Genomic DNA, 22469 nt, shown 5'->3' on the forward strand with positions numbered 1-22469 from the left:
TGCGCTTGTCTTGTGGGCTGCAACAGGCGAGCATAGGCACCTCTGCCGTTTGCACCCACCGTTGGATACATGAAACCGACTTTTCCTGCCGCCTGGCTTTTGCTCTGCCTGATTGCGAGTATTCAGCCGGTATCCGTCGTTGCCGCCACCGAGCAGGATCAGCAGGCCACCGGCAGTTTCCACGTCGCACCGATAGAAATCGCACCCGCAAAAAAAGCCTCGCCGGCCAAAAAACCGGCGACACCCGCGAAAAAACGCCCACCCATTGCTTCCAAATCGAAACCGGCCAGCGAAGTGGTAAAGACCGAGCTTCCATCCGCCAAGCTGGACCTGAGCTTGCCCAAGGATATGGTTCAGGAACTCAAGCCGGTCGGAACAGTGCCGTTGTCCAAGCGCGAACCGCTGCTGCCCCAGATGTTCGGTGACAAAAGCGGCAGCAGCCCGTTCCAGCTCAACGGCCGCCTGCTCAGCAATGAAATGCAGCTGCAACTGCGCAATGAAGAGCGCCGTGAGGTTGAAGGCGCGGCACTGGATTTCGAGTTCAAGCAGTAACGCCAGCAAGTTCCGCGAGCCGCAGAACAGACGCTTTGTCGGAGACTGGTCGGTCATGCCCGTTAACGTGGAAAAACCCGCTCGCAGGTAATTTAAAACAACTGTTTTAGCGGGTACTCTGTGCCCCGTCCTTTTACACATTGCTCGTCGCGAGGAGCTTGTCGTCATGAAATGCCGTGAGGGCTGTGGCGCTTGTTGCATTGCCCCGTCCATCAGTTCACCGATCCCCGGTATGCCCAACGGCAAGGCCGCGGGGCAGCGTTGCCTGCAACTTTCCGCCGATAACCTGTGCAATATTTTCGGCCAGCCGGAACGGCCGGCGGTGTGTTCTGCCTTCGAGGCCGACCTCGAGGTGTGCGGAAGCAGCAGCGAAGAAGCCATCCGGCTGATTGGCTGGTGGGAGCAAATGACGGCGGCGTGATGTGTCGAACGAACGGAACTTCAACAATAAGGAATAAGACTATGGGTTCGCTGCATCGTATGGCTGTGCTGTGTGGTTTGACGGTTGTGCTGGTTACCTCGACGGCCCAGGCCGAAGACTGGAAAATCGCGAAAAACGAAGACGGCATCAAGGTCTCCCTGAGTGAAGTGGCCGGGTCCGATTACAAGGCCTACCAGGGCGTTACGCTAATGAAAACCACCATGGCCAAGCTGCGCGCGTTGCAGGATGACGTGTCCGGAGCCTGCGCCTGGATTCACGAATGCAAAACCCAGAAGTTGCTCAAGCACGAAGGTGACCAGAGCTGGACCTACACTCAGTTCAACACCCCATGGCCGGTGACTGCGCGTGACTCGGTGCTGCACATCACCACCACCGAAGGTGCCGATGGCAGCCTGACCCGCAAGCTCGAAGGCGTACCGACATACCTTCCTGAAGAAAAAGGCTTCGTCCGGGTCGCCAAGGTCGACGGTTTCTGGAAGTTCGTACCCAAGGGCGACCAGGTCGAAGTGACCTATCAGGTGCACACTGAACCGGGTGGCAGCGTGCCGTCGATGGTGGCCAACAAGTTCGTGGTGGATGCCCCGTTCAATACCTTGAAAGCCCTCAAGGAACGCGCCGAGAAGTAACGGCGTGCTGCTTTAAAGGTGACTTCGCAGCGCCCCGACCGGTTCGGGGCGTTTGCGTTTTTGGCCGGGCAGGGCGCTTTAATTTGTTTCCGGATATGCGTTGCACGAAATTTTCACCAGGTCTCCAAGACAATTCACCGGCTCTCCCGCCACACGCAGCGTATTCCTGAATGCAGGATGAAACAGTCGGGATGAGGGGAGTAATCAATGGCAATACAGCCGTTGATCGTGCAACATTTGCGCACCGCGCAAACCCCGGGCCTTGTACGGGCCGAAAAGAGGGCCAGGCGCAGCTGTATTTTTTGAAACTTCAACTTCCAATGGGTCCTAAAACGACATGGCAATCCCGGACGCCCTGAATCAGCAGCGAGCCTTTAGTCGCCTGCTGCAACCGACCGTCAAATCGCATTTGGCCTACACGCTGTTGTGTGCCCTGGTCATGATGGTCATGTTCAGCCTGCTGCGCGTCGCGCTGCTGGTTTACAACCGCTCGATGATCCTCGATACACCGGCTTCGACCTTCCTTGAGGCATTCGCCAACGGTCTGCGTTTCGACCTGCGTCTGGTGGTCTATCTCAGTATTCCGTTGCTGCTGTCATTGTTCAGTGTCCGGGCCATGGCCGCACGCGGGCTGTTCCGTCTCTGGCTGACAGTCGTCTCCAGCATTGCGCTGTTCCTGGGCCTGATGGAGATGGACTTCTATCGTGAGTTCCACCAGCGTCTCAATGGCCTGGTCTTCCAGTACGTCAAGGAAGATCCGAAAACCGTGATGAGCATGCTCTGGTACGGTTTCCCCGTGGTCCGCTACCTGCTGGCATGGGCCGTGGGCACCTGGATCCTGAGCCTGGCGTTCAAGGGCGCAGACCGTGCGACCCGCCCTCGTGGCCCGTTCAGTGGCGGCAGCATCGGCACTCGCCAGGTTGCGCCGTGGTATGCACGCATTGGCGTGTTCGTGGTTTGCCTGCTGATCTGCGTCGTCGCGGCCCGTGGCACCTTGCGTCAAGGCCCGCCGATGCGCTGGGGTGATGTCTACACCACGGATTCCAACTTCGCCAACCAGTTGGGTCTCAACGGTACGCTTTCTCTGGTCGCCGCCGCCAAGAGCCGGATGTCCGAGGATCGCGACAATATCTGGAAGGCGACCCTGCCTCAGCCACAAGCCCAGCAAGTGGTGCGTGACATGCTGTTGGTACCGGCCGATAAACTGGTGGATACCGACACCGCAGCGGTACGTCGCGATTACACCCCGCCGGCCGACAAGACCCTGCCGATCAAGAACGTCGTTGTGATCCTGATGGAAAGCATGGCCGGTCACTCGGTGGGCGTGCTGGGCGGGCCGGGCAACATCACGCCGTACCTCGACAAACTGTCAAAGGAAGGCTTGCTGTTCGACCGCTTCTTCTCCAACGGCACCCATACCCACCAGGGCATGTTCGCCACCATGGCCTGCTTCCCGAACCTGCCGGGCTTCGAATACCTGATGCAGACCCCGGAAGGCAGCCACAAGCTGTCGGGTCTGCCGCAGTTGCTCAGTGCCCGTGACTTCGACGACGTGTATGTCTACAACGGCGATTTCGCCTGGGACAACCAGTCGGGTTTCTTCAGCAACCAGGGCATGACCAACTTCATCGGTCGTAACGATTTTGTGAACCCGGTGTTCTCTGATCCGACCTGGGGCGTGTCCGACCAGGACATGTTCGACCGTGGCCTGGTCGAGCTCAAGGCGCGGGAAAACGGCAAGCCTTTCTATGCCTTGCTGCAAACCCTGTCCAACCACACGCCTTACGCCTTGCCGACGCCATTGCCGGTCGAGCGCGTAACCGATCGTGGCAACCTGAACGAACACCTGACCGCCATGCGTTACTCGGACTGGGCACTGGGCCAGTTCTTTGAAAAGGCCCGCAAGGAGCCGTACTTCAAGGAAACCCTGTTTGTCATCGTCGGTGACCACGGTTTTGGTAACGAACAGCAGATCACCGAGATGGACCTGGGGCGCTTCAACGTGCCGATGCTGATGATCGCGCCGGGCATCCAGGAAAAATTCGGCCAGCGTGACCACACCGTAGGCACCCAGATCGACATCGTGCCGACCATCATGGGCCGCATCGGTGGCGAAGTGCGCCATCAGTGCTGGGGACGCGATCTGCTCGACCTGCCGCAAGGCGATGCCGGTATTGGTGTGATCAAGCCGTCGGGCAGCGAGCAGACCACGGCCATCCTCACCGCCGACCAGATTCTGGTCCTGCCGAAGGACAAGGACATGGCGCCGAAGCTGTATCAGTATGAATTGGGTGCCAAGCCTCGCGCCGAAATCATTGCTGACGCACCGCGTACCGCCGAGTTGAAACTCAAGCTCGAAGCGTTCCTGCAAACAGCGACCAAGAGCCTGCTGGACAACACAGCAGGAGTCGTTGACGGCACGCCGGACTAAGTATTCAGTCAGGTCTTGTTGCCTGACTTCAGGCAACAAAAAATCAGAATCCGATGCCTGCACAGGCATCGGATTTTTTTATGTTTGCCGGGTGGCGAAGAGCCGCATCCAAGGGCAATACCTGTCAACTCTGACAGTAGACACCCTTGGGGTTTGGGGATTTCATACAGGTGCTTCGGGTACCTGATCCAACGTTTGTAACAGCGACGTTGAGAGCGGGCAGTGTCGCAAGGATGAGTGTCTGTCTGTTCCTGTCTCTTTGGCTTTCGTGCCATGTCTTGGTGATGCTGTGGAACCGCACTGGAAGACATTCCAATAGAAACGCCGGGGGTGGCTTTGGCGCTTTTCTGGCCTGCCGCTTCGGTTCAGGTGGTTCGCCGCAGGACATTGAATCAACAGATTTGTCCAGTGGGTTGAAGCACTTGTCTAACGAGTGAGGCTCGCTTCATGAACAAGTCTGTCGGTGTGCTTCGTTTGCTGTGGCTCGCGTGTCTGGTGGCGCTCGCCGCTGTCATCGCTTGGGTGGCGTTCACCAGAACATCAGAGTCCACGCCCTCACCTCAGTCCTGTACCGCTCCCGCTTATGCGAAGAACACGCCCTATGAACAAGGACAACAGGTACAGCACGCCGGCCGACAGTTTGAATGCTGGAAAGACGACGAGGCACCGCTTGGTATCGGTAGTTGGCAATGGTGCAGGCAACCGGCCTATGAGCCGCTCCTTCCAACCAACCACTGGAAAGACGCATGGAAGGACCTCGGTGAATGCGGTGGCTTCGAGGGCAATCGCCTGACGCTGAGCTTTGCCACCCTCAGCGGCAAAGCACCCCTGAAACCGGCGGTGCCCGGTGTCGCTCGCGCTGATCAGATCGTCACCGGAACCTTGCGCTGCAAGGCCGAAGAAATTTCGATCAGGGCGAAGGCCAGCGAAACGATCCATCTCGATAATCTGAAAGCCTGCGACTACCAATTGGTGATGAACAGCGCCGATGGATACATCCCGCTGAACACGCCGCGCATTGTCACGTTCAAGGAGGCGCAAGGGGCAGAGCAAGCCGTGACGGTGACGTATCGCCCACCGGTGGATGTGAGCAAGCTCAGTGGTTTGCCGGGGGTGAAAATCGAGCTGTTTGCCCAGGGTCTTGTACAACCCAGGCAGATGACCATGGGCAAGAACGTATTGTATGTCGGCTCCAGCGCAATCCCTTCGTACGTCTATGGCGGAAAAATCGGCGACATGATCTACGCGTTGCCACTGGATGGGGCGGGTAAACCGACGGGCATTCATGTGATTGCCAGCGGTCTGGAAGAGCCTCACGGCGTGGCGTATCGCGACGGTGATCTGTATTACTCGACCACGGGGGGGCTGTATCGCTTGCGTAACGCGGACGATCATTACAAAGACCCGAAACCCGAACGGGTCTTCAGCTTTCCGGCAGACGACAACCTGTTTCCCTTGCCCCCTCTGTCGTCCGGTTCCAACACTCGCATCTGGCACATGAAGCACCCCTTGCGCTTCAATCCACTCGATCCATCAGACAAGTGGCTTTATACAGCGGTCGGCATTCCGTGCAACTTGTGCATGATTCCTGCCGACAAGCGCTATGGGACGGTCTTGCGCTACTCCCCGGAAACGGGGGCGTCCGAGATTCTGGCCTCGGGGGTGCGTAACTCTGTCGGCTTCGACTGGAACCCCAAGGACGGCAAAATATGGTTCAGTGACAATAATCGCCAAGGCTTCCCCAACCCTGACGAGGTCAACTTTATCCGCAGCCCCGGGTTGCATTTCGGCGTGCCTTATCGGTTTGGCAAGGACACGCCCGGATTCACCCAGGAGGAGTACCTCAACCCGGGTGTGATCCAGCCGCCGCTGGTGCCCGGTGCCATTGTGTCCGACAAGTCGCTCGAGCAGATCAACCCCGCTGATTATGTGCCGGCAGCTTTTGAGTCGGGCACCAACACGGCGCCGCTCGGGGTCAAGTTCTGGTCAGGTTACCCGGCCACTGAAAGGACCCAGCGTTTGCTGGTTGCCGTGCATGGTGCGGGCTCCACTGCCCGTCCAGGCATGGACATACAAATGCTGACCATCCAGGACGGTACGCGCGTGGTCAACCAGATCCCGCTGATCAATGGATTTGTGCAGGACCCGGAACGATTTGATGTCTATTGCCTGGACAGCTCGTGCATTGGGCGCCCCGTCGAGTTTCTTGAACTGGCGGATGGCAGCCTGCTGATCAGCGACGACGTCGCCGGGGTCATCTATCGCGTGCGCTATGACGCGACCGGGTTGCCGCAGACGCAGTTGGCATTACGTCCAATGCTGTCACCTCCCGGCCTGGAAAACGAAATGATCAGTGGTTATCTGATTGCCCCCGACGGCAATAGTCGACTGGTGCAAATTTCATGGAATCCGTTAAACAATGAGTCCGCGCTGGTTCTCAATGGGTTGGCGTATGGTGAGTATCAGTTGCGCCTCAATGATGTGAAAAACTGGATTCCCGAGGTGCGCAACACAGCGTTAACGCTATCGGAAACCAGCAAGACTCATACGATCAACCTGCGTTATCGCGAGCGGCCGGTCAAGCTTGAGGTCAAGGTGACGATCAAGGCACCGGCCAGGCCTGTTTCTGTCACCGATGCCCAATGGCACGTCAGCCTGATTAACGAGGATCAGAGTCATGCTGAGCCGAAGGTCATAAACATTCCATGGGGCGGGACTACGGAACAGCTCCTCGACTATGGCAAGTACAAGGTGATCTACCCGTTTTACTCGAAGGAAAAACCGGAGCCGGAACTGGAGCCGGTGATGATTGATGAGTCCAGCCAGGACCGGCAGCTGCCACTCGTCACTTACCAGCATGTCGAGAACCTGGGTGAAACGGTCCTGGCGGGAGCCTGTACCAAGTGCCATGCGGTCGAGTACTTCAACAGCGCGAGTAAGGCCTTGCTCTGGAGCGTGGCGGGTCGGGACGCGTTGGTCAAACAAATCAAGACCATGCCGGTTTCAGGGCATTGCGACACCACCTGTGCGACTGAAATCAGTAATCACTTGTTCGACGTCGTCTGGAAACCTTACCTGGATCAGGACGAATCCTATGGCGCGCGGCAGTTGCGATTGCTGACGCCACATGAGTATGCCGCCACCGTCCTGGACATTCTGGGTGTTGAAGTCAATCCCGAGAAGCTGCCGGCCGACAAGTCCGAAAAAGACTTCAAGTACCCTGGGGAAGCGAACATGGGCGTTCTGCAGGCAGAGGACGTCAAACTGTTTTACGACATGGCATTGTCGGTGGCAGAAAAGGTTTCGCCGTCGCGGTTGAGCGCGCTGGCAACCTCCCGGGCAGGCACCGATCTGGTCACCTCCCTGGGCTATCAGTTGTTCCGACGGCCTGTCACTGACGCCGAGCGGTTGCGGTACCAGAAAATCCTCGACGAGCAAGGGGCGCCGGCTGCAATCACCGCTCTGATGATGTCGCCGAACTTTCTCTATCGCTCGGAGTTGGGAGTGGAGTCAGCATCGGCAAGCAAGGTGTATCAGCTCACACCGTTCGAGGTAGCCACTGCGCTCTCTTACGGGTTCCTGGGCACGACGCCGGATGTTGAGCTGCTGGCCAAGGCGCAGCGTAACGAACTGCAGACCTCGCAACAGATCGCTGCAGAAATTCAGCGAATGATGCAAACCGATCGCGGCATCGAGCAGTTCAACCGCTTCGTCAGCTATTACGTCAAAACGGTTCGAGGCGTCCAGGAAAAACCGGGACTGACCAGGCACATGATTGAGCTCATGACGCAGGAGCAGTATCTGCTGAGCAAAAACATGCTGCTGGGTTCCGGCACCCTGAACGAGTTGTTCAACCCCGGCTACACCTATTTGAATCAGGACCTGGCCGCGCATTATGGCATCAGCGGTGTCACAGGCAGCACGATGCAAAAGGTCGTGGTGGACGAAAAACGGGGAGGGTTGTTGCATCTGGGGCTGACTCAAGCTGCCACGTCAGACTTGGTGAGCACCTCATTGGTCAAGCGTGGAGTCATGATTCGTGAGCAGATGTTCTGCCGTGAGTTCGGTGCCCCGGTGGAGGCCGATCCGACTGAACCGGTTTATCCGCCTCGCGCCATTACCACCCGTGAGCATTGGGACCTGGTCAACGGCGAGCAAGCTTCAGGTGGACGCTGCTGGCAGTGCCATCAATACATGAATGACACAGGGTCGTCGATGGAGCATTACGACGCGGCTGGTCGTTATCGCACTCAGGAAAAGGCCCACAACTATAACCAGTATCCGCAGATGTTGCCGATCAAGGCCTCCGGTCCGTTCATCAGTCTGGCCGGCACCGAGCAGGTCGATGATGTCCGGGATGTCGCAAGAATTGTCTCGCGTAACCCGGCATCACAGTTCTGCATGGCCGACAGTTACTTCCGCTTTGTGTTCGGCAACAAATCGGATGAATCGACCTCCGGGACAGTGAAGGCGATTGCCGATGGCTTGAAAACTTCAGGCTCCCTGGCAGAAATGTTGCGAACCCTGGGGACTTCCAAGGCGTTCATCTACAAAACCGAGAGGAATTGATCATGGGCATTTTGAAAAGTCGTCGGCGTTTTCTCGCGGGCATGGCTGCGGCAGGTGTCTACGGTCCTCTGACTCAATTCGGTTTGGCGCGCATGGCTTTGGCCGGGCAAACACAGCAAGCCAGGTTGAAAGTCGTGTTTGTGGTGGTCCCCGACGGACTGGCGGTGGACTCCTACAATGGCGGTGCTTTTGGTGATGGGCGCGGATTGTGGCACCCCACTGCACAGGGGATGGATACCACGGCCTTTACGCTCAATGAAGTCAGTTCAGAGCTGGCCGCCTATCGCAACCAGTCGTTGTACCTGCGCGGGATTATTCTGGGGCCGGGGAACGTGGGTCATGATGGCTGGAACTGGGTATTGCGTGACAGTCAAAAGAGTCAATCGTCTATTGACGTGTTGCTGGGGCAAGCGCTGCCGGGCACTGAGCCGTCCCACCGAAGTCTGTTTGCCGGCCCCCACGCCGGAATCGATGGAACGCCCTGGTTTGTGTCGTTTCAGGGACGTTCGATTCGTACCCCCTACCGTGACCCAATGCTGATGGCTGAATCATTGTTCAAGTCGCCCGCTCGGACTCGGCGCGCACTACAGCCTGGTGCCGGTGCGCTGCTGGAGGCATCCCTGGTGGATATCCGGGAACTCAGAGCCAGGCTTTCTACCGCAGAGCGGCAAAAGCTTGATACCCATCTCGACTCGGTGGAGCAGGTCATCAAGGACCTGGAGGAAACACGGCCGCCCGTGGGGGCATGTGAGCCGGTGACACTCGAGCCTCTGGATTACAGATCGGCAGCGCACCGCACCCGCATTCAGGCGGATCACCACAAAGTGGTGGCCACCGCCTTGGGTTGCGGGATAACCCGGGTCGTCACCCTTCAGATCGGGCGCTCGGCGGAGTCGCTCAATATCGTTGATGTCAGTCCCGAGAGAAATCCCCACGATTGTGCTCACCGTCGCTCCGGGCAAGAACTCTGGAAGGGAACGCGGCAATGGTACGTTCGGCAGGTCAAACTGTTTATGGATGAACTGGCCCGGTACCAGGACCCGCACGTGCCCAGCGACAATCTGCTCCAACATACACTCGTCGTACTCACCAGCGAGATGGCCGATGGATCCCCTGAACACATGATCGATATGCCGATGTTGTTAATGGGGGGGGCGAGCGGATTGTTGAAAAGCGGGGACGGTTCGGGACGGTACTTCAACATTACGTCGCAAGCCGATCAAAAGCACCACGCGGGGAACCCGGTGATCGGCCAGCATTTCGTCGACATGCAGCGTATCTGGGCAACCGTAGCCAAGGCAGCCGGAACCAGCGTGCCTTACGGCGGCAATATCAATCCCCTCAGCGGGATATTCACTAACGTGTGAATCCGAACAACGATGCCAGTCAGATGGACTGGCATCGTCTTTTTCGCTGGTTTCTATCTGCTTGTCAGACTTTCATATCTTGCCGAGCAAGAGCAGGATCAACAGCACCACCAATACGACGCCGATGATTCCGGACGGGCCATAACCCCAACTTCTGGAGTGCGGGAAGACCGGTAAACCCCCGATCAGTAACAGGATCAGAATGATGATCAGTATTGTGCCCATGTCTTTTTCCTTGTCGAAAATGCAGTGAAATGACCGTGCCAATCAGGTCAGCGGGAATGAAGTAAATTCGAGCTGCTTAAAAATTCCGACTCATGCGACTGCAGGAAAATTCCAAGTTTTTTTGAAGTATTTCGGACAGGTTCTTATTTCTTTTGTGATTGCCTTAGTTGCTTGTGGCGCGCCCGCGGTTTGCTCGGGCCATTCAGCAATCTGATGGAGCGTGGGTCGGGCAACTTCCTTCGCTACACTCGATGCATCTTCCGAGAACAACAAGGCTGTTTGCTATGCAAAATCGCATGATGATCACTGGTGCAGGCTCTGGCCTGGGTCGCGAAATCGCGTTGCGCTGGGCGCGTGAAGGCTGGCAACTGGCCTTGTCGGACGTCAGCGAGCCCGGTTTGCAGGAAACCCTGAAGTTGGTCCGTGAAGCCGGTGGCGATGGTTTTATCCAGCGCTGCGACGTGCGCGACTACAGCCAACTGACGGCGTTTGCCCAGGCCTGTGAGGTCAAGCTCGGCGGCATCGATGTCATCGTCAATAACGCGGGTGTGGCCTCTGGCGGCTTCTTCAGTGAGTTGTCCCTGGAGGACTGGGACTGGCAGATAGCAATCAACCTGATGGGCGTGGTCAAGGGCTGCAAGGCTTTCCTGCCGCTGCTGGAACAAAGCAAAGGCAAGATCATCAACATCGCCTCCATGGCCGCGCTGATGCAAGGCCCGGCGATGAGCAACTACAACGTGGCCAAGGCGGGCGTGGTGGCGTTGTCCGAAAGCCTGCTGATCGAGCTGGCGCATCAGGAAGTCGGCGTACATGTGGTGTGCCCGTCGTTCTTCCAGACCAACCTGCTGGACTCCTTCCGCGGCCCGACCCCGGCCATGAAGGCCCAGGTCGGCAAGCTGCTGGAAAGCTCGCCGATCAGCGCTGCCGACATCGCCGACTACATCTACCAGCAGGTCGCTGCCGGCGAGTTCATGATCCTGCCCCACGAACAGGGCCGCATGGCCTGGGCGATCAAGCAGAAGAACCCGCAATTGCTCTACAACGAAATGACCGTCATGGCCGACAAAATGCGCGCCAAGGCCAGGCAATCCGCAAGCTGATCTTGCCCGCAGGCAGCACGGTCGTTAGGGTGGCCGCCATCGGCCATCCTTGCGAGACGCTTGCATGCTCAATTACCTGTGGTTTTTCCTCGCCGCGCTGTTCGAAATTGCCGGTTGCTTCGCCTTCTGGATGTGGCTGCGCCAGGGTAAAAGCATGTGGTGGGTGGTGCCGGCGCTCCTCAGCCTGACCCTGTTCGCCCTGCTGCTGACCCGTATCGAGGCCACCTACGCCGGCCGCGCCTACGCTGCCTACGGTGGCATCTACATCATTGCCTCGATTGGCTGGCTGGCCGTGGTCGAGCGGATTCGTCCGCTGGGTTCGGACTGGCTCGGCGTGGCGTTGTGTGTGATTGGCGCGAGTATCATCCTGTTCGGGCCGCGATTCTCCGCGTCCTGACAGCTCGTCCCTACAATCACCCGGCTTGTCGGACTTTTCCGTCAGCGGGGTGGTTCAGGGGCTGTCAGTCCGGTCCGGTTTGCTGTCGGAGCATTGTAGGCGTACGGCGGGCCGGGCATCTTCAGGGGCCAGTAATCCCTGAAGGACACTCCTTATGCTCGTACTCAGTCGCGTTGTGGGCGAAACCATTTCCATCGGTGACAACATTTGCGTGCGCGTTCTCGCGATCAACGGAAACCACGTTCGCTTTGGCGTCGAGGCGCCTCAGGACGTCAATGTGCACCGCGCCGAAATCTATGAACGCATTCAGAACAAACTGGCGAAAACCAAGGAACGCTGAAGCTTCAGTCAAACAGGTGCTTGGGCACGTCATGCTTGAGCATCAGTTGGCATTGCTCGCTTTCCGGGTCGAAGACAATCAGTGCCTGGCCCTTGGTCAGCGCCTGGCGCACGCGCAGAACGCGGGTTTCCAGCGGCGTGTCGTCACCATTGTCGGTGCCGTCGCGGGTCACGAAATCCTCGATCAGGCGGGTGAGGGTGTCGACTTCAAGTTGGTCGTGGGGGATCAGCATAGGCACCTCGGTCGGATCAATGGCGCGATGCTACGGCGATTGGGCTGTTGCGGCTAGCCTGGGGCTGATGTGTTGTCTGGTCTGACGCCTTCGCGAGCAAGCCCGCTCCCACATTCGACCGCATTTTCATGGAAGTAACTCGGTCACTGTGGGAGCGGGCTTGCTCGCGAAGGCGATCTGTCAGGCAATGAAGAGTCTGACTTAACTCTCCGACCGCTGCCCCACCAGGCTGTCCACCGACGGCACCCGCGTATCGCTTTCCATCTGCGTGTCATGTTCGAGCTGATGGCTGAACCGGTCCAGTGAGCCCTTGGCCGGTTGCGCATCGCTGGCAAACACCGGCGGGCTGAGGATGTAGGCACCGAGCAGGCGGCTCAGGGCGGCGAGGCTGTCGATGTGGGTGCGTTCGTAACCGTGGGTGGCGTCGCAGCCGAAGGCCAGCAGGGCCGTGCGAATGTCGTGGCCGGCGGTGACCGCCGAATGCGCGTCGCTGAAGTAGTAGCGGAACAGGTCGCGGCGTGCCGGCAGGTCGTTGTCGCTGGCCAGGCGCAGGAGGTGACGCGATAGGTGATAGTCATACGGCCCGCCGGAGTCCTGCATCGCGATGCTTACCGCATGCTCGCTGGAGTGCTGGCCTGGCGCGACCGGAGCGATGTCGATGCCGACGAATTCACTGACGTCCCAGGGCAGCGCCGCCGCGGCGCCGCTGCCGGTTTCCTCGGTGATGGTGAACAGCGGATGGCAGTCGATCATCAGTTCTTCGCCACTGTCGACGATGGCTTTGAGGGCCGCCAGCAGCGCGGCCACTCCAGCTTTGTCATCGAGGTGGCGGGCGCTGATATGGCCGCTTTCGGTGAACTCCGGCAACGGGTCGAAGGCGACGAAATCGCCGACGCTGATGCCCAGCGATTCGCAGTCGGCGCGGGTGGCGCAGTAGGCGTCCAGGCGCAATTCGATGTGATCCCAACTGATCGGCATTTCATCCACGGCGGTATTGAACGCGTGCCCGGACGCCATCAACGGCAAGACGCTGCCACGGATCACGCCGTTGTCGGTAAACAGGCTGACCCGGCTGCCTTCGGCAAAGCGGCTGGACCAGCAACCGACCGGCGCGAGGGCCAGGCGGCCGTTGTCCTTCACCGCACGCACTGCCGCGCCGATGGTGTCCAGGTGGGCGGAAACGGCGCGGTCGGGGCTGTTTTTCTTGCCCTTGAGCGTGGCGCGGATGGTGCCGCGACGGGTCAGCTCGAAGGGAATGCCGAGTTCTTCAAGGCGCTCGGCGACGTAGCGCACGATGGTGTCGGTGAACCCGGTGGGGCTGGGAATGGCGAGCATTTCCAACAGGACTTTTTGCAGGTAACCGAGGTCCGGTTCGGGGATTTTGCTGGTCATGGAAACTCCTGATGAGTTGAGCGCATCGATGGTTTCGATGAGGGATTTGTGTTGTTTGTCAGTCCGTCTTCGCGAGCAAGCCCGCTCCCACATTTAATTGCATTCCCCTGTGGGAGCGGGCTTGCTCGCGAAGGGGCCGGTCCAGACAACACATCACTAAGAAACCACCGGCTGGCTGTGGGGAAACAACAAATCCACAAATCGCTCCGCCGTCGGCTGTGGTTCGTGGTTGGCCAGCCCGGCCCGTTCGTTGGCTTCGATAAACACGTAGTCCGGCTGGTCAGCGGCGGACACCATCAGGTCGAGGCCGACCACGGGAATGTCCAGCGCCCGAGCGGCCCGTACAGCCGCATCCAGCAGCGTCGGATGCAGGATCGCCGTGACGTCCTCGAGAATGCCGCCGGTATGAAGATTCGCCGTACGCCGTACAAACAGATGCTCACCGGCCGGCAGAATGCTGCCGTAGTCGTATCCGGCCGCCTGCAAGGTGCGAAGGGTTTCCGCGTCCTGCGGGATCTTGCTTTCGCCACCCGTGGCCGCTTGTCGGCGCCGGCTCTGGGCTTCGATCAACTGGCCGATGGAGTGCTGGCCATCGCCGATCACTTCGGCCGGCCGGCGAATCGCGGCCGCGACCACTTCAAAACCGATCACCAGGATTCGCAGGTCGAGGCCTTGGTGGAAGCTTTCCAGCAGCACGCGACTATCAAACTGGCGGGCCGCCTCGATGGCGTGCTGCACCTCTTCGATGGTCTGCAAGTCGACCGCCACGCCTTGGCCCTGTTCGCCGTCCAGCGGTTTGACCACCACGCGCCGGTGCTCATCCAGGAACGCCAGATTGTCATCGGCATTGCCCGCCAGTTGCTGCACGGGCAGGTTCAGCCCGGCAGCCTTGAGCACCTTGTGGGTCAGGCTCTTGTCCTGGCACAGGGTCATGCTGATGGCGCTGGTCAGGTCACTCAGTGATTCGCGGCAGCGTACCCGGCGCCCGCCATGGCTGAGGGTGAACATTCCGGCATCGGCGTCATCGACTTGCACATCGATGCCGCGACGGTGTGCTTCTTCGACGATGATCCGGGCGTACGGATTAAAGGCGGCTTCGGGGCCCGGCCCGAGAAACAGCGACTGGTTGATGCCGTTCTTGCGCTTGATGGCGAAGGTCGACAGGTTGCGAAAACCGAGCTTGGCGTACAGGTTTTTCGCCTGGCGGTTGTCGTGCAGCACGGACAGGTCGAGGTAAGCGAGACCGCGACTCATGAAGTGTTCGATCAGATGCCGCACCAGCACTTCGCCGACGCCCGGCCGCGCACAATGCGGGTCGACCGCCAGGCACCAGAGACTGCTGCCGTGTTCCGGATCGTTGAAGGCTTTAGCATGATTGAGGCCCATGACGCTGCCGATGACCGCGCCGCTGTCATCGTCTTCCGCCAGCCAGTACACCGGGCCGCCCAGGTGGCGCGCAGTGAGCAGGGTGGCATCGATCGGCAGCATGCCGCGCGCCTGGTACAGCTGGTTGATGGCCTGCCAGTCGGCGTCGCTCTGTGCGCGTCGAATGCGAAATCCACGAAACACCCGGGTCGCCTGGCGGTAGTCGCTGAACCACAGGCGCAAGGTATCGGACGGGTCGAGGAACAGCTGCGCCGGCTCCAGCCCCAGCACCTGCTGGGGCGCGGCGACGTACAGCGCGATGTCCCGTTCGCCGGGCTGCTCGTTGAGCAACTCCGCGGCCAGGCTCGCCGCATCGGCAAAGGTGTGGCCGATCAACAAGCGGCCCCAACCGCAATGCACCGCAATCGGTGCGGCGCCGAGTTCACTGCCATCCTCGGCCAGGCGTGCCTGCAAACGTTCGTAGGAAGGCGACTGGCCGCGCAACAGGCGTTGGCTGAAAGCCGTGGCGTGAGGTTTCATCGGTCAGATTCCTTGTTCGCTGAGCCACAGGTTGAGGGCCGCCAGTTGCCACAGCTTGGAGCCGCGCAACGGCGTCAACTGTCCCTGGGGATCGGTCAGCAGACGGTCGAGCATTGCCGGGTTGAACAGGCCGCGATCCTGGCTCGGATCGAGCAGCAACTCACGCACCCACTCCAGTGTATCGCCCTGCAAATGCTTGAGGCCCGGCACCGGGAAGTAACCTTTCTTGCGGTCGATCACTTCACTGGGAATCACTAGGCGCGCGGCTTCTTTCAAGACTTGCTTGCCGCCGTCCGGCAGTTTGAAACGCCCCGGAATCCGGGCCGACAGCTCCACCAGGCGGTAGTCGAGAAACGGCGTGCGCGCTTCCAGGCCCCAGGCCATGGTCATGTTGTCGACGCGTTTGACCGGGTCGTCCACCAGCATCACCGAACTGTCCAGACGCAAGGCCTTGTCCACTGCCGCATCGGCACCGGGCTGGGCGAAATGGGCTTTGACGAAGTCACCGGCGGCGTCATTGGCGGTCAGCCATTTGGGCTGCACGGTCGCCGCGTAGTCGTCGTAGCTGCGGTCGAAAAACGCGTCGCGGTACGCGGCATAGGGATCGCTCGCACCGTCCACTTGCGGGTACCAGTGGTAGCCGGCGAACAGTTCGTCGGCGCCCTGGCCGCTCTGGACGACCTTGCAGTGTTTGGCCACTTCGCGGGACAACAGGTAGAACGCGATGCAGTCATGACTGACCATCGGTTCGCTCATGGCGCGGAACGCGGCGGGCAGTTGTTCGATGATCTCTTTTTCATCGATGCGCAATTGGTGATGGTGCGTGCCGTAGTGCCGGGCGATCAGGTCGGAGTACTGGAACTCGTCACCGCGCTCGCCGCCGGCATCCTGGAAACCGATGGAGAAGGTCGACAGATTGTCCACGCCGACTTCCCGCAACAGGCCCACCAGCAAACTCGAGTCGACACCACCGGACAGCAGCACGCCAACATCGACCGCCGCACGCTGACGAATCGCGACGGCTTCGCGGGTGCTGTCGAGCACCCGGTCGCGCCAGTCTTCGAGGGTCAGGTTCTTCTCGTCGTCGTGGGGGCCGTAGGCCAGGGTCCACCAGGTTTTCTGCTCGGTGCGACCATCGGCTTCGATGCGCATCCAGGTCGCTGGCGGCAGTTTTTCGATGCCCGCCAGCAACGTGCGCGGTGCGGGGACCACGGCGTGGAAATTCAGGTAGTGATTGAGCGCCACCGGATCGAGGAGCGGATTGATGTCGCCGCCCTTGAGCAATGCCGGCAGTGCTGAGGCAAAGCGCAAGCGCTGGCCGGTGCGCGACAGGTACAAGGGTTTTACGCCAAGACGGTCGCGGGCGATGAACAGGCGTTGGGCATCGCGCTCCCAAACGGCAAAGGCGAACATACCGTTGAGTTTCGGCAGCAAGGCTTCGCCCCAGGCGTGATAGCCCTTGAGCAGGACTTCAGTGTCGCCACCGGAATAGAAGGAGTAACCCAGGCTTTCAAGCTCGGCGCGCAGTTCCGGAAAGTTGTAGATAGCGCCGTTGAAGGCCAGGGACAGGCCCAATTGCGGGTCGATCATCGGCTGCGCCGAGCCGTCCGACAGGTCCATGATTTTCAGGCGCCGATGGCCCAGGGCAACCGGCCCCTGGCTATGAAATCCCCAGGCGTCGGGGCCGCGAGGGGCCAGGTGATGGGTGATTCGTTCAACGGCTGCAAGGTCTGCAGGTTGATGATCAAAACGTAACTCGCCAGCTAATCCGCACATAAATTCCTTACCGGTTTTTCCGTTGGGGAGGGTCAATCGATACCGCGCCAAAATGGCGGGTACTCAGAAACTGACCCGCCTCGGCAAGGGGAGTTTTATATCGATGAGTTATAAGAGGGCGAAACCCGGGCCGAGAGCCGCTGTGCGGGCGCTCTCGACGGCGGTATCGACTATTTGCCCCGGATCAGGCGCCGTAACGCAAACCGGTTGGGATGACAGGCTTCGGCCACGCTCCTGGGCAAGGGCAGGGGCTCGTTGTCCAGCCAGGCGGCCAGCAGTTCTCCGGACAGCGGCGCGGTGATCAGGCCGCGCGAGCCGTGGCCGCTGTTGATGTACAAGCCGTTGAGCCACGGGCATTCGACGTCCGGCACCTGCCGGGCGTCCTTGCCCAGCGCGGCATAGGCCTGAGCGAAGGCCTGGGTGTCGGCCAAGGGGCCGACGATTGGCAGGTAGTCGGGGCTGGTACAGCGAAACGCGGCGCGCCCCTGGAGGCTCTCGGGGTCGAGGTGGTCAATCTCCAGGCGCTCGACCAGATCGTGGGAAATCTCTTCGAGCATGGTCAGGTTGCCCAGGTGTTCAGCCGTGGTCGGCGTCAGGTCATCGCTGTTGAAATCGAAACTGGCCCCCAGGGTGTGTTCGCCCAGGCGTGCGGGAGCGACATAACCTTCGGCGCACACCACCGTACTCAGGGCCTGGCTTTGCGGCGTTTGCGCCAGGCGGGTGATTTGCCCGCGAATGCGTTTGAGCGGCAACCCGGCACTCTCGGGGAAACGCTGGATGTCCGCAGCACCGGCGAGGACCACCACGGGTGCGCTGGCAAGCAATTGCTCGCCGTTCCAGGCTTGCCATTGATCCTCGACTTTGCGCAGTTCCAGCGCATCACAATGCGTGAGCAGTTGAACCCGCGGATGCCCGGCCTGCCACTGGCACAGCGCCGGTGGGTGGACCCAGCCGCCTTGCGGATAGAACAGGCCACCCTGTGCCAGTCCGATCCCGGCCACGGCCTGCGCCCCGGATTGATCCACCAGGTGCACCAGGTCCGGCGCAAACGCCGCCGCCAATTGCGCCTGGCGTTCGGCTTCCTTGGCATCGAAGGCCAGTTGCAACACGCCGCAATCGTCCCAGTCGCGGCCCCGTTGCAAGTGTTCGAGCAGTCGTCGGGTGTAGCCGAATCCGCTGACGATCATTTGCGACAGCACCGTGCCATGCGCCGATAACTTCAGGTAGAGCACGCCCTGCGGATTGCCCGAAGCTTCCCGGGCGATGTCGTCGTGACGCTCCAGCAACGTCACTTGCCAGCCCCGTGCAGCCAGGCTGGCGGCGCTGGCACAACCGGCCAGCCCGGCGCCGATCACCAGTGCCCGGCGTTCGCCGCTCGGCGGTGCAGGTCGGGCAAACCAGGGTTTGTCGGGCGCCGGGGCGGGTACGTCGTCGGGCCAGCCGAGGAACTCGCCGCGCAGGATTTCCCATTTGTGGCCGATGCCCGGGGTGCGTTTCATCTTGAAACCGGCGGCGTTGAGCAGGCGCCGCACCCAACCGGTGCTGGTGAAGGTGCTGATGGATGCACCGGGCGCGGCCAGGCGCGCCAGTTCGGCAAACAGTTCGGCGGTCCACATGTCCGGGTTTTTCGCCGGAGCGAAACCGTCGAGGAACCAGGCGTCGACCCGGGCGTCGAGTTGGGGCAGTTGCTCCAGCGCGTCGCCGATCAGCAGGGTCAGGGTGATGCGGCCGTGGTCCAGCGTCAGGCGCTGAAAGCCCTGATGGATGGCTACGTATTGCTCAAGCAGTTGATCGGCAAACACCTTGAGTTCCGGCCACAGTGCCAGGGCACGTTGCAAGTCGGCCGGGCTCAACGGGTACTTTTCGACGCTGACAAAATGCAGTCGCGCACCGGCCACGGCGTGTTGCTCGAACACCTGCCAGGCGCACAGGAAATTCAGCCCGGTGCCGAACCCCGTTTCACCGATGACCAGCCGCCCGCCCTTGGGCAAGGCCGCAAAGCGTTCCGCCAAACGGTTCTGTTCGATGAACACGTAGCGGGTTTCGTCCAGCCCCGATTTGTCGGAGAAATACACATCATCGAACACTCGCGAATACGGGCGACCTTGGTCGTCCCAGTCGAGCTGGGCGTGGGGCAATACAGGTTTCATGGCAGGCTCGGCAACGGCAAGGTCGCCATTCTAGCCGATCGCTAAAGGATCGCAGCCTTCGGCAGCTCCTACATAGATCGGCGTAATCATGTAGGAGCTGCCGAAGGCTGCGATCTTTTGATCCAGGCGGCATCGCTCGACATCAACTTCCGCTAGTCTTGCTCACATCTGGAAGGGAGCCATCCATGTTCGAATCCGCTGAAATCGATCACGCCATCGACAAAGAAACCTACGACGCCGAAGAACCGGCCCTGCGCGAGGCGTTGCTCGAAGCGCAGTTCGAATTGCAGCAGCAACGCCGCTTTCCGGTGATCATTTTGATCAATGGCATCGAAGGTGCCGGCAAGGGCGAGACGATCAAGTTGCTCAACGAGTGGATGGACCCGCGCCTGATCGAGGTCCGTACCTTTGATCAGCAAACTGACGAAGAACTGGCGCGGCCACCGGCCTGGCGCTACTGGCGGATGCTTCCGGCCAAGGGGCGCATGGGGATTTTCTTCGGCAACTGGTACAGCCAGATGCTGCAGGGGCGGGTCCATGGCGAGTTCAAGGATCCGCGGCTGGACCAGGCGATCAATGGCGCCGAGCGCCTGGAAAAGATGCTCTGCGATGAAGGTGCGCTGATCTTCAAGTTCTGGTTTCACCTTTCCAAGAAGCAGATGAAGGCACGGCTCAAGGCGTTGGCCGACGACCCGCTGCACAGCTGGCGCATCAGCCCGCTGGACTGGCAGCAATCGGAAACCTATGACAGGTTCGTGAAGTATGGCGAGCGGGTGCTGCGCCGTACCAGTCGCGTCTATGCACCCTGGCATGTGATCGCCGGGGCGGATGCCCATTATCGCAGTCTGGCCGTGGGGCGGATTCTGCTGGCGGGCCTGCAGGGCGCATTGCAGCGGCCGACGATCCATCCGGAAAAGGTCAGTGCCGCGCCAGTGTTCCCCAGTGTCGATCAAGTGAACCTGCTCGACAGCCTGGACCTGAGCCTGCACCTGGACAAGGAGGATTACGAAGAACAGCTGATCACCGAGCAGGCGCGTTTTTCCGGGTTGATGCGTGACAAACGCATGCGTCGCCATGCACTGGTGACGGTGTTCGAGGGCAACGACGCGGCAGGCAAGGGCGGGGCGATCCGCCGGGTGGCGGCGGCGCTCGATCCGCGCCAATACAGCATCGTGCCGATTGCCGCCCCCACTGAAGAGGAGCGGGCGCAACCCTATCTGTGGCGCTTCTGGCGGCACCTCCCGGCCCGGGGCAAGTTCACCGTGTTCGACCGCTCCTGGTATGGCCGGGTGTTGGTGGAACGCATCGAAGGGTTTTGCAGCCCGGCAGACTGGCTGCGTGCCTACGGTGAAATCAACGACTTCGAGGAACAACTCACCGACGCCGGTGTGATCGTGGTCAAGTTCTGGCTGTCCATCGACAAACAGACGCAACTGGAGCGTTTTGAGGAACGCGAAAAGATTTCCTTCAAGCGCTTCAAGATCACTGAAGATGACTGGCGCAACCGTGAAAAATGGGATGACTATCGCGCAGCGGTCGGCGACATGGTTGACCGTACCAGCACCGAGATTGCGCCATGGACCCTGGTGGAGGCCAACGACAAGCGCTGGGCGCGAGTCAAAGTCTTGCGCACCATCAATCGGGCGCTGGAGGAGGCTTTCGAAAAAGCCGACCGGCATGAGCGCAAGAAGCAGAAGGACAAGGATTGAGGCGATGGTTACGCATACGCGGGGTGAATGATTGTCGCGGTCGGTGAAGGGCTGGACTTATGCTCGGTCCACTCTCAACCGACAACAACAATGAGGTATGCCATGCGTGAAGTGGTGATCGTCGACAGCGTGCGGACCGGCCTGGCCAAATCCTTTCGCGGCAAATTCAACATGACCCGCCCGGACGACATGGCGGCACACTGCGTCGATGCCCTGTTGGCGCGCACCGGTATCGATCCGGCAAGCGTCGAGGACTGCATCGTTGGCGCCGGTTCCAACGAAGGCGCGCAGGGTTTCAATATCGGGCGCAATGTCGCGGTGCTGTCGCGCCTGGGCATCGGTACGGCCGGCATGACCCTCAACCGCTTCTGTTCCTCGGGCTTGCAGGCGATCGCCATCGCCGCCAACCAGATCGCTTCGGGTTGCAGCGACATCATCGTCGCCGGTGGCGTCGAGTCCATCAGCCTGACCATGAAAAGCGTCAACACCGACAACCTGATCAACCCGCTGCTCAAGGAGCAGGTACCGGGTATCTACTTCCCGATGGGCCAGACGGCTGAAATCGTCGCACGTCGGTACAACGTCAGTCGTGAAGAGCAGGACCTGTACGCGCTGCAAAGCCAGCAGCGCACCGCAGAGGCTCAGGCCGCCGGGCTGTTCACTGATGAAATCGTGCCGATGGCGGTGAAGTACCGCGTCGAAGACAAGGCGACCGGCCAGGTACAGATCCTCGACGGCATCGTCGACCGCGATGACTGCAACCGCCCCGACACCACACTGGAAAGCCTGGCCGGCTTGAAACCGGTGTTCGCCGAAGATGGCTCGGTCACGGCCGGCAACTCTTCACAACTGTCGGACGGCGCGTCCATGACCCTGGTGATGAGCCTGGAAAAGGCGCTGGAACTGGGGCTCAAGCCGAAAGCGTTCTTCCGTGGTTTTACCGTGGCCGGTTGCGCGCCGGACGAGATGGGCATCGGCCCGGTGTTTTCGGTGCCGAAACTGCTCAAGGCCAAAGGCTTGCAAGTTGCCGATATCGATCTGTGGGAACTCAACGAGGCGTTCGCTTCGCAGTGCCTCTATAGCCGTAATCGCCTGGAAATCGACAACGCCCGGTACAACGTCAACGGCGGCTCGATTTCCATCGGCCACCCGTTCGGCATGACCGGCTCGCGTCAGGTCGGGCATCTTGTGCGTGAGTTGCAGCGGCGCAATCTGCGGTACGGCATCGTCACCATGTGCGTGGGTGGGGGGATGGG

The 22469-nt window shown here is 60.2% G+C and carries 17 protein-coding genes; 11 read left to right on the plus strand and 6 right to left on the minus strand.

Translation table 11 applies throughout. From position 1 onward, the window contains the following. Window positions 1-69 precede the first annotated feature (69 nt). From AC3WN7_RS13640 to AC3WN7_RS13665, 6 genes are all read left to right on the plus strand, one after another. Window positions 70-552 carry a translation initiation factor 2 gene (locus AC3WN7_RS13640; protein ID WP_102674460.1) on the plus strand — a complete coding sequence of 161 codons (483 nt, stop codon included), beginning with the start codon at window positions 70-72 and terminating at the stop codon, window positions 550-552. Between the two features lie 166 nt (window positions 553-718). Next, window positions 719-973, plus strand: coding sequence for a YkgJ family cysteine cluster protein (locus tag AC3WN7_RS13645; RefSeq protein WP_095966323.1), 255 nt, complete (start codon window positions 719-721; stop codon window positions 971-973). Between the two features lie 41 nt (window positions 974-1014). Beyond that, entirely contained in the window at window positions 1015-1620 is a 606-nt protein-coding gene (locus tag AC3WN7_RS13650) for an START domain-containing protein (RefSeq protein ID WP_102674461.1), read from the plus strand. Between the two features lie 337 nt (window positions 1621-1957). After that, window positions 1958-4051: an LTA synthase family protein gene (locus AC3WN7_RS13655; RefSeq protein ID WP_095966325.1), complete on the plus strand. Its 2094-nt coding sequence runs from the start codon at window positions 1958-1960 to the stop codon at window positions 4049-4051. Between the two features lie 447 nt (window positions 4052-4498). Next, entirely contained in the window at window positions 4499-8620 is a 4122-nt protein-coding gene (locus tag AC3WN7_RS13660) for a DUF1592 domain-containing protein (RefSeq protein ID WP_102674462.1), read from the plus strand. Between the two features lie 2 nt (window positions 8621-8622). Beyond that, window positions 8623-9987 carry a DUF1552 domain-containing protein gene (locus tag AC3WN7_RS13665; protein ID WP_102674463.1) on the plus strand — a complete coding sequence of 455 codons (1365 nt, stop codon included), beginning with the start codon at window positions 8623-8625 and terminating at the stop codon, window positions 9985-9987. Window positions 9988-10059: 72 nt separating this feature from the next. On the opposite strand, the gene AC3WN7_RS13670 is transcribed toward AC3WN7_RS13665, so the two are convergent. After that, the gene (locus tag AC3WN7_RS13670; RefSeq protein WP_018606531.1) at window positions 10060-10212 is read right to left on the minus strand and encodes a DUF3309 family protein; all 153 of its coding nucleotides are present in this window, start codon (window positions 10210-10212) and stop codon (window positions 10060-10062) included. A 284-nt stretch (window positions 10213-10496) separates the two neighbouring features. Here AC3WN7_RS13670 and AC3WN7_RS13675 point away from each other — a divergent pair, with 284 nt between their 5' ends. From AC3WN7_RS13675 to csrA, 3 genes are all read left to right on the plus strand, one after another. Continuing rightward, window positions 10497-11312 carry an SDR family oxidoreductase gene (locus AC3WN7_RS13675; protein ID WP_095966328.1) on the plus strand — a complete coding sequence of 272 codons (816 nt, stop codon included), beginning with the start codon at window positions 10497-10499 and terminating at the stop codon, window positions 11310-11312. 64 nt (window positions 11313-11376) lie between these two features. Continuing rightward, window positions 11377-11709: a YnfA family protein gene (locus AC3WN7_RS13680; RefSeq protein WP_008004345.1), complete on the plus strand. Its 333-nt coding sequence runs from the start codon at window positions 11377-11379 to the stop codon at window positions 11707-11709. Between the two features lie 154 nt (window positions 11710-11863). Further along, on the plus strand, window positions 11864-12049 hold the full coding sequence (csrA, locus tag AC3WN7_RS13685; protein ID WP_015093958.1) for a carbon storage regulator CsrA: 186 nt from the start codon (window positions 11864-11866) through the stop codon (window positions 12047-12049). Between the two features lie 4 nt (window positions 12050-12053). On the opposite strand, the gene AC3WN7_RS13690 is transcribed toward csrA, so the two are convergent. The 5 genes from AC3WN7_RS13690 to mnmC form a co-directional block, all read right to left on the minus strand. Beyond that, entirely contained in the window at window positions 12054-12281 is a 228-nt protein-coding gene (locus AC3WN7_RS13690) for a YheU family protein (RefSeq protein ID WP_003199186.1), read from the minus strand. 201 nt (window positions 12282-12482) lie between these two features. Then, a complete protein-coding gene (locus AC3WN7_RS13695; protein WP_102674464.1) occupies window positions 12483-13673 on the minus strand; it encodes an osmoprotectant NAGGN system M42 family peptidase in 1191 nt (396 codons plus the stop codon). Window positions 13674-13829: 156 nt separating this feature from the next. Next, window positions 13830-15578: an N-acetylglutaminylglutamine synthetase gene (gene ngg, locus AC3WN7_RS13700; protein WP_102674465.1), complete on the minus strand. Its 1749-nt coding sequence runs from the start codon at window positions 15576-15578 to the stop codon at window positions 13830-13832. 3 nt (window positions 15579-15581) lie between these two features. Next, complete coding sequence (locus tag AC3WN7_RS13705; RefSeq protein ID WP_102674466.1) at window positions 15582-17354, minus strand: N-acetylglutaminylglutamine amidotransferase; 1773 nt, start codon at window positions 17352-17354, stop codon at window positions 15582-15584. A gap of 170 nt (window positions 17355-17524) precedes the next feature. Then, window positions 17525-19504, minus strand: coding sequence for a bifunctional tRNA (5-methylaminomethyl-2-thiouridine)(34)-methyltransferase MnmC2/FAD-dependent 5-carboxymethylaminomethyl-2-thiouridine(34) oxidoreductase MnmC1 (gene mnmC, locus AC3WN7_RS13710; RefSeq protein WP_102674467.1), 1980 nt, complete (start codon window positions 19502-19504; stop codon window positions 17525-17527). Window positions 19505-19689: 185 nt separating this feature from the next. Between mnmC and pap the strand changes: the two genes are divergently transcribed. Together pap and AC3WN7_RS13720 are read left to right on the plus strand one after the other, a co-directional pair. Further along, entirely contained in the window at window positions 19690-21213 is a 1524-nt protein-coding gene (gene pap, locus AC3WN7_RS13715) for a polyphosphate:AMP phosphotransferase (RefSeq protein ID WP_095966333.1), read from the plus strand. 102 nt (window positions 21214-21315) lie between these two features. Continuing rightward, window positions 21316-22469: thiolase family protein (locus tag AC3WN7_RS13720; protein ID WP_102674468.1), on the plus strand; the 1154-nt coding region annotated here is incomplete at its 3' end.

It is taken from the genome of Pseudomonas sp. FW305-70 (assembly GCF_058783925.1).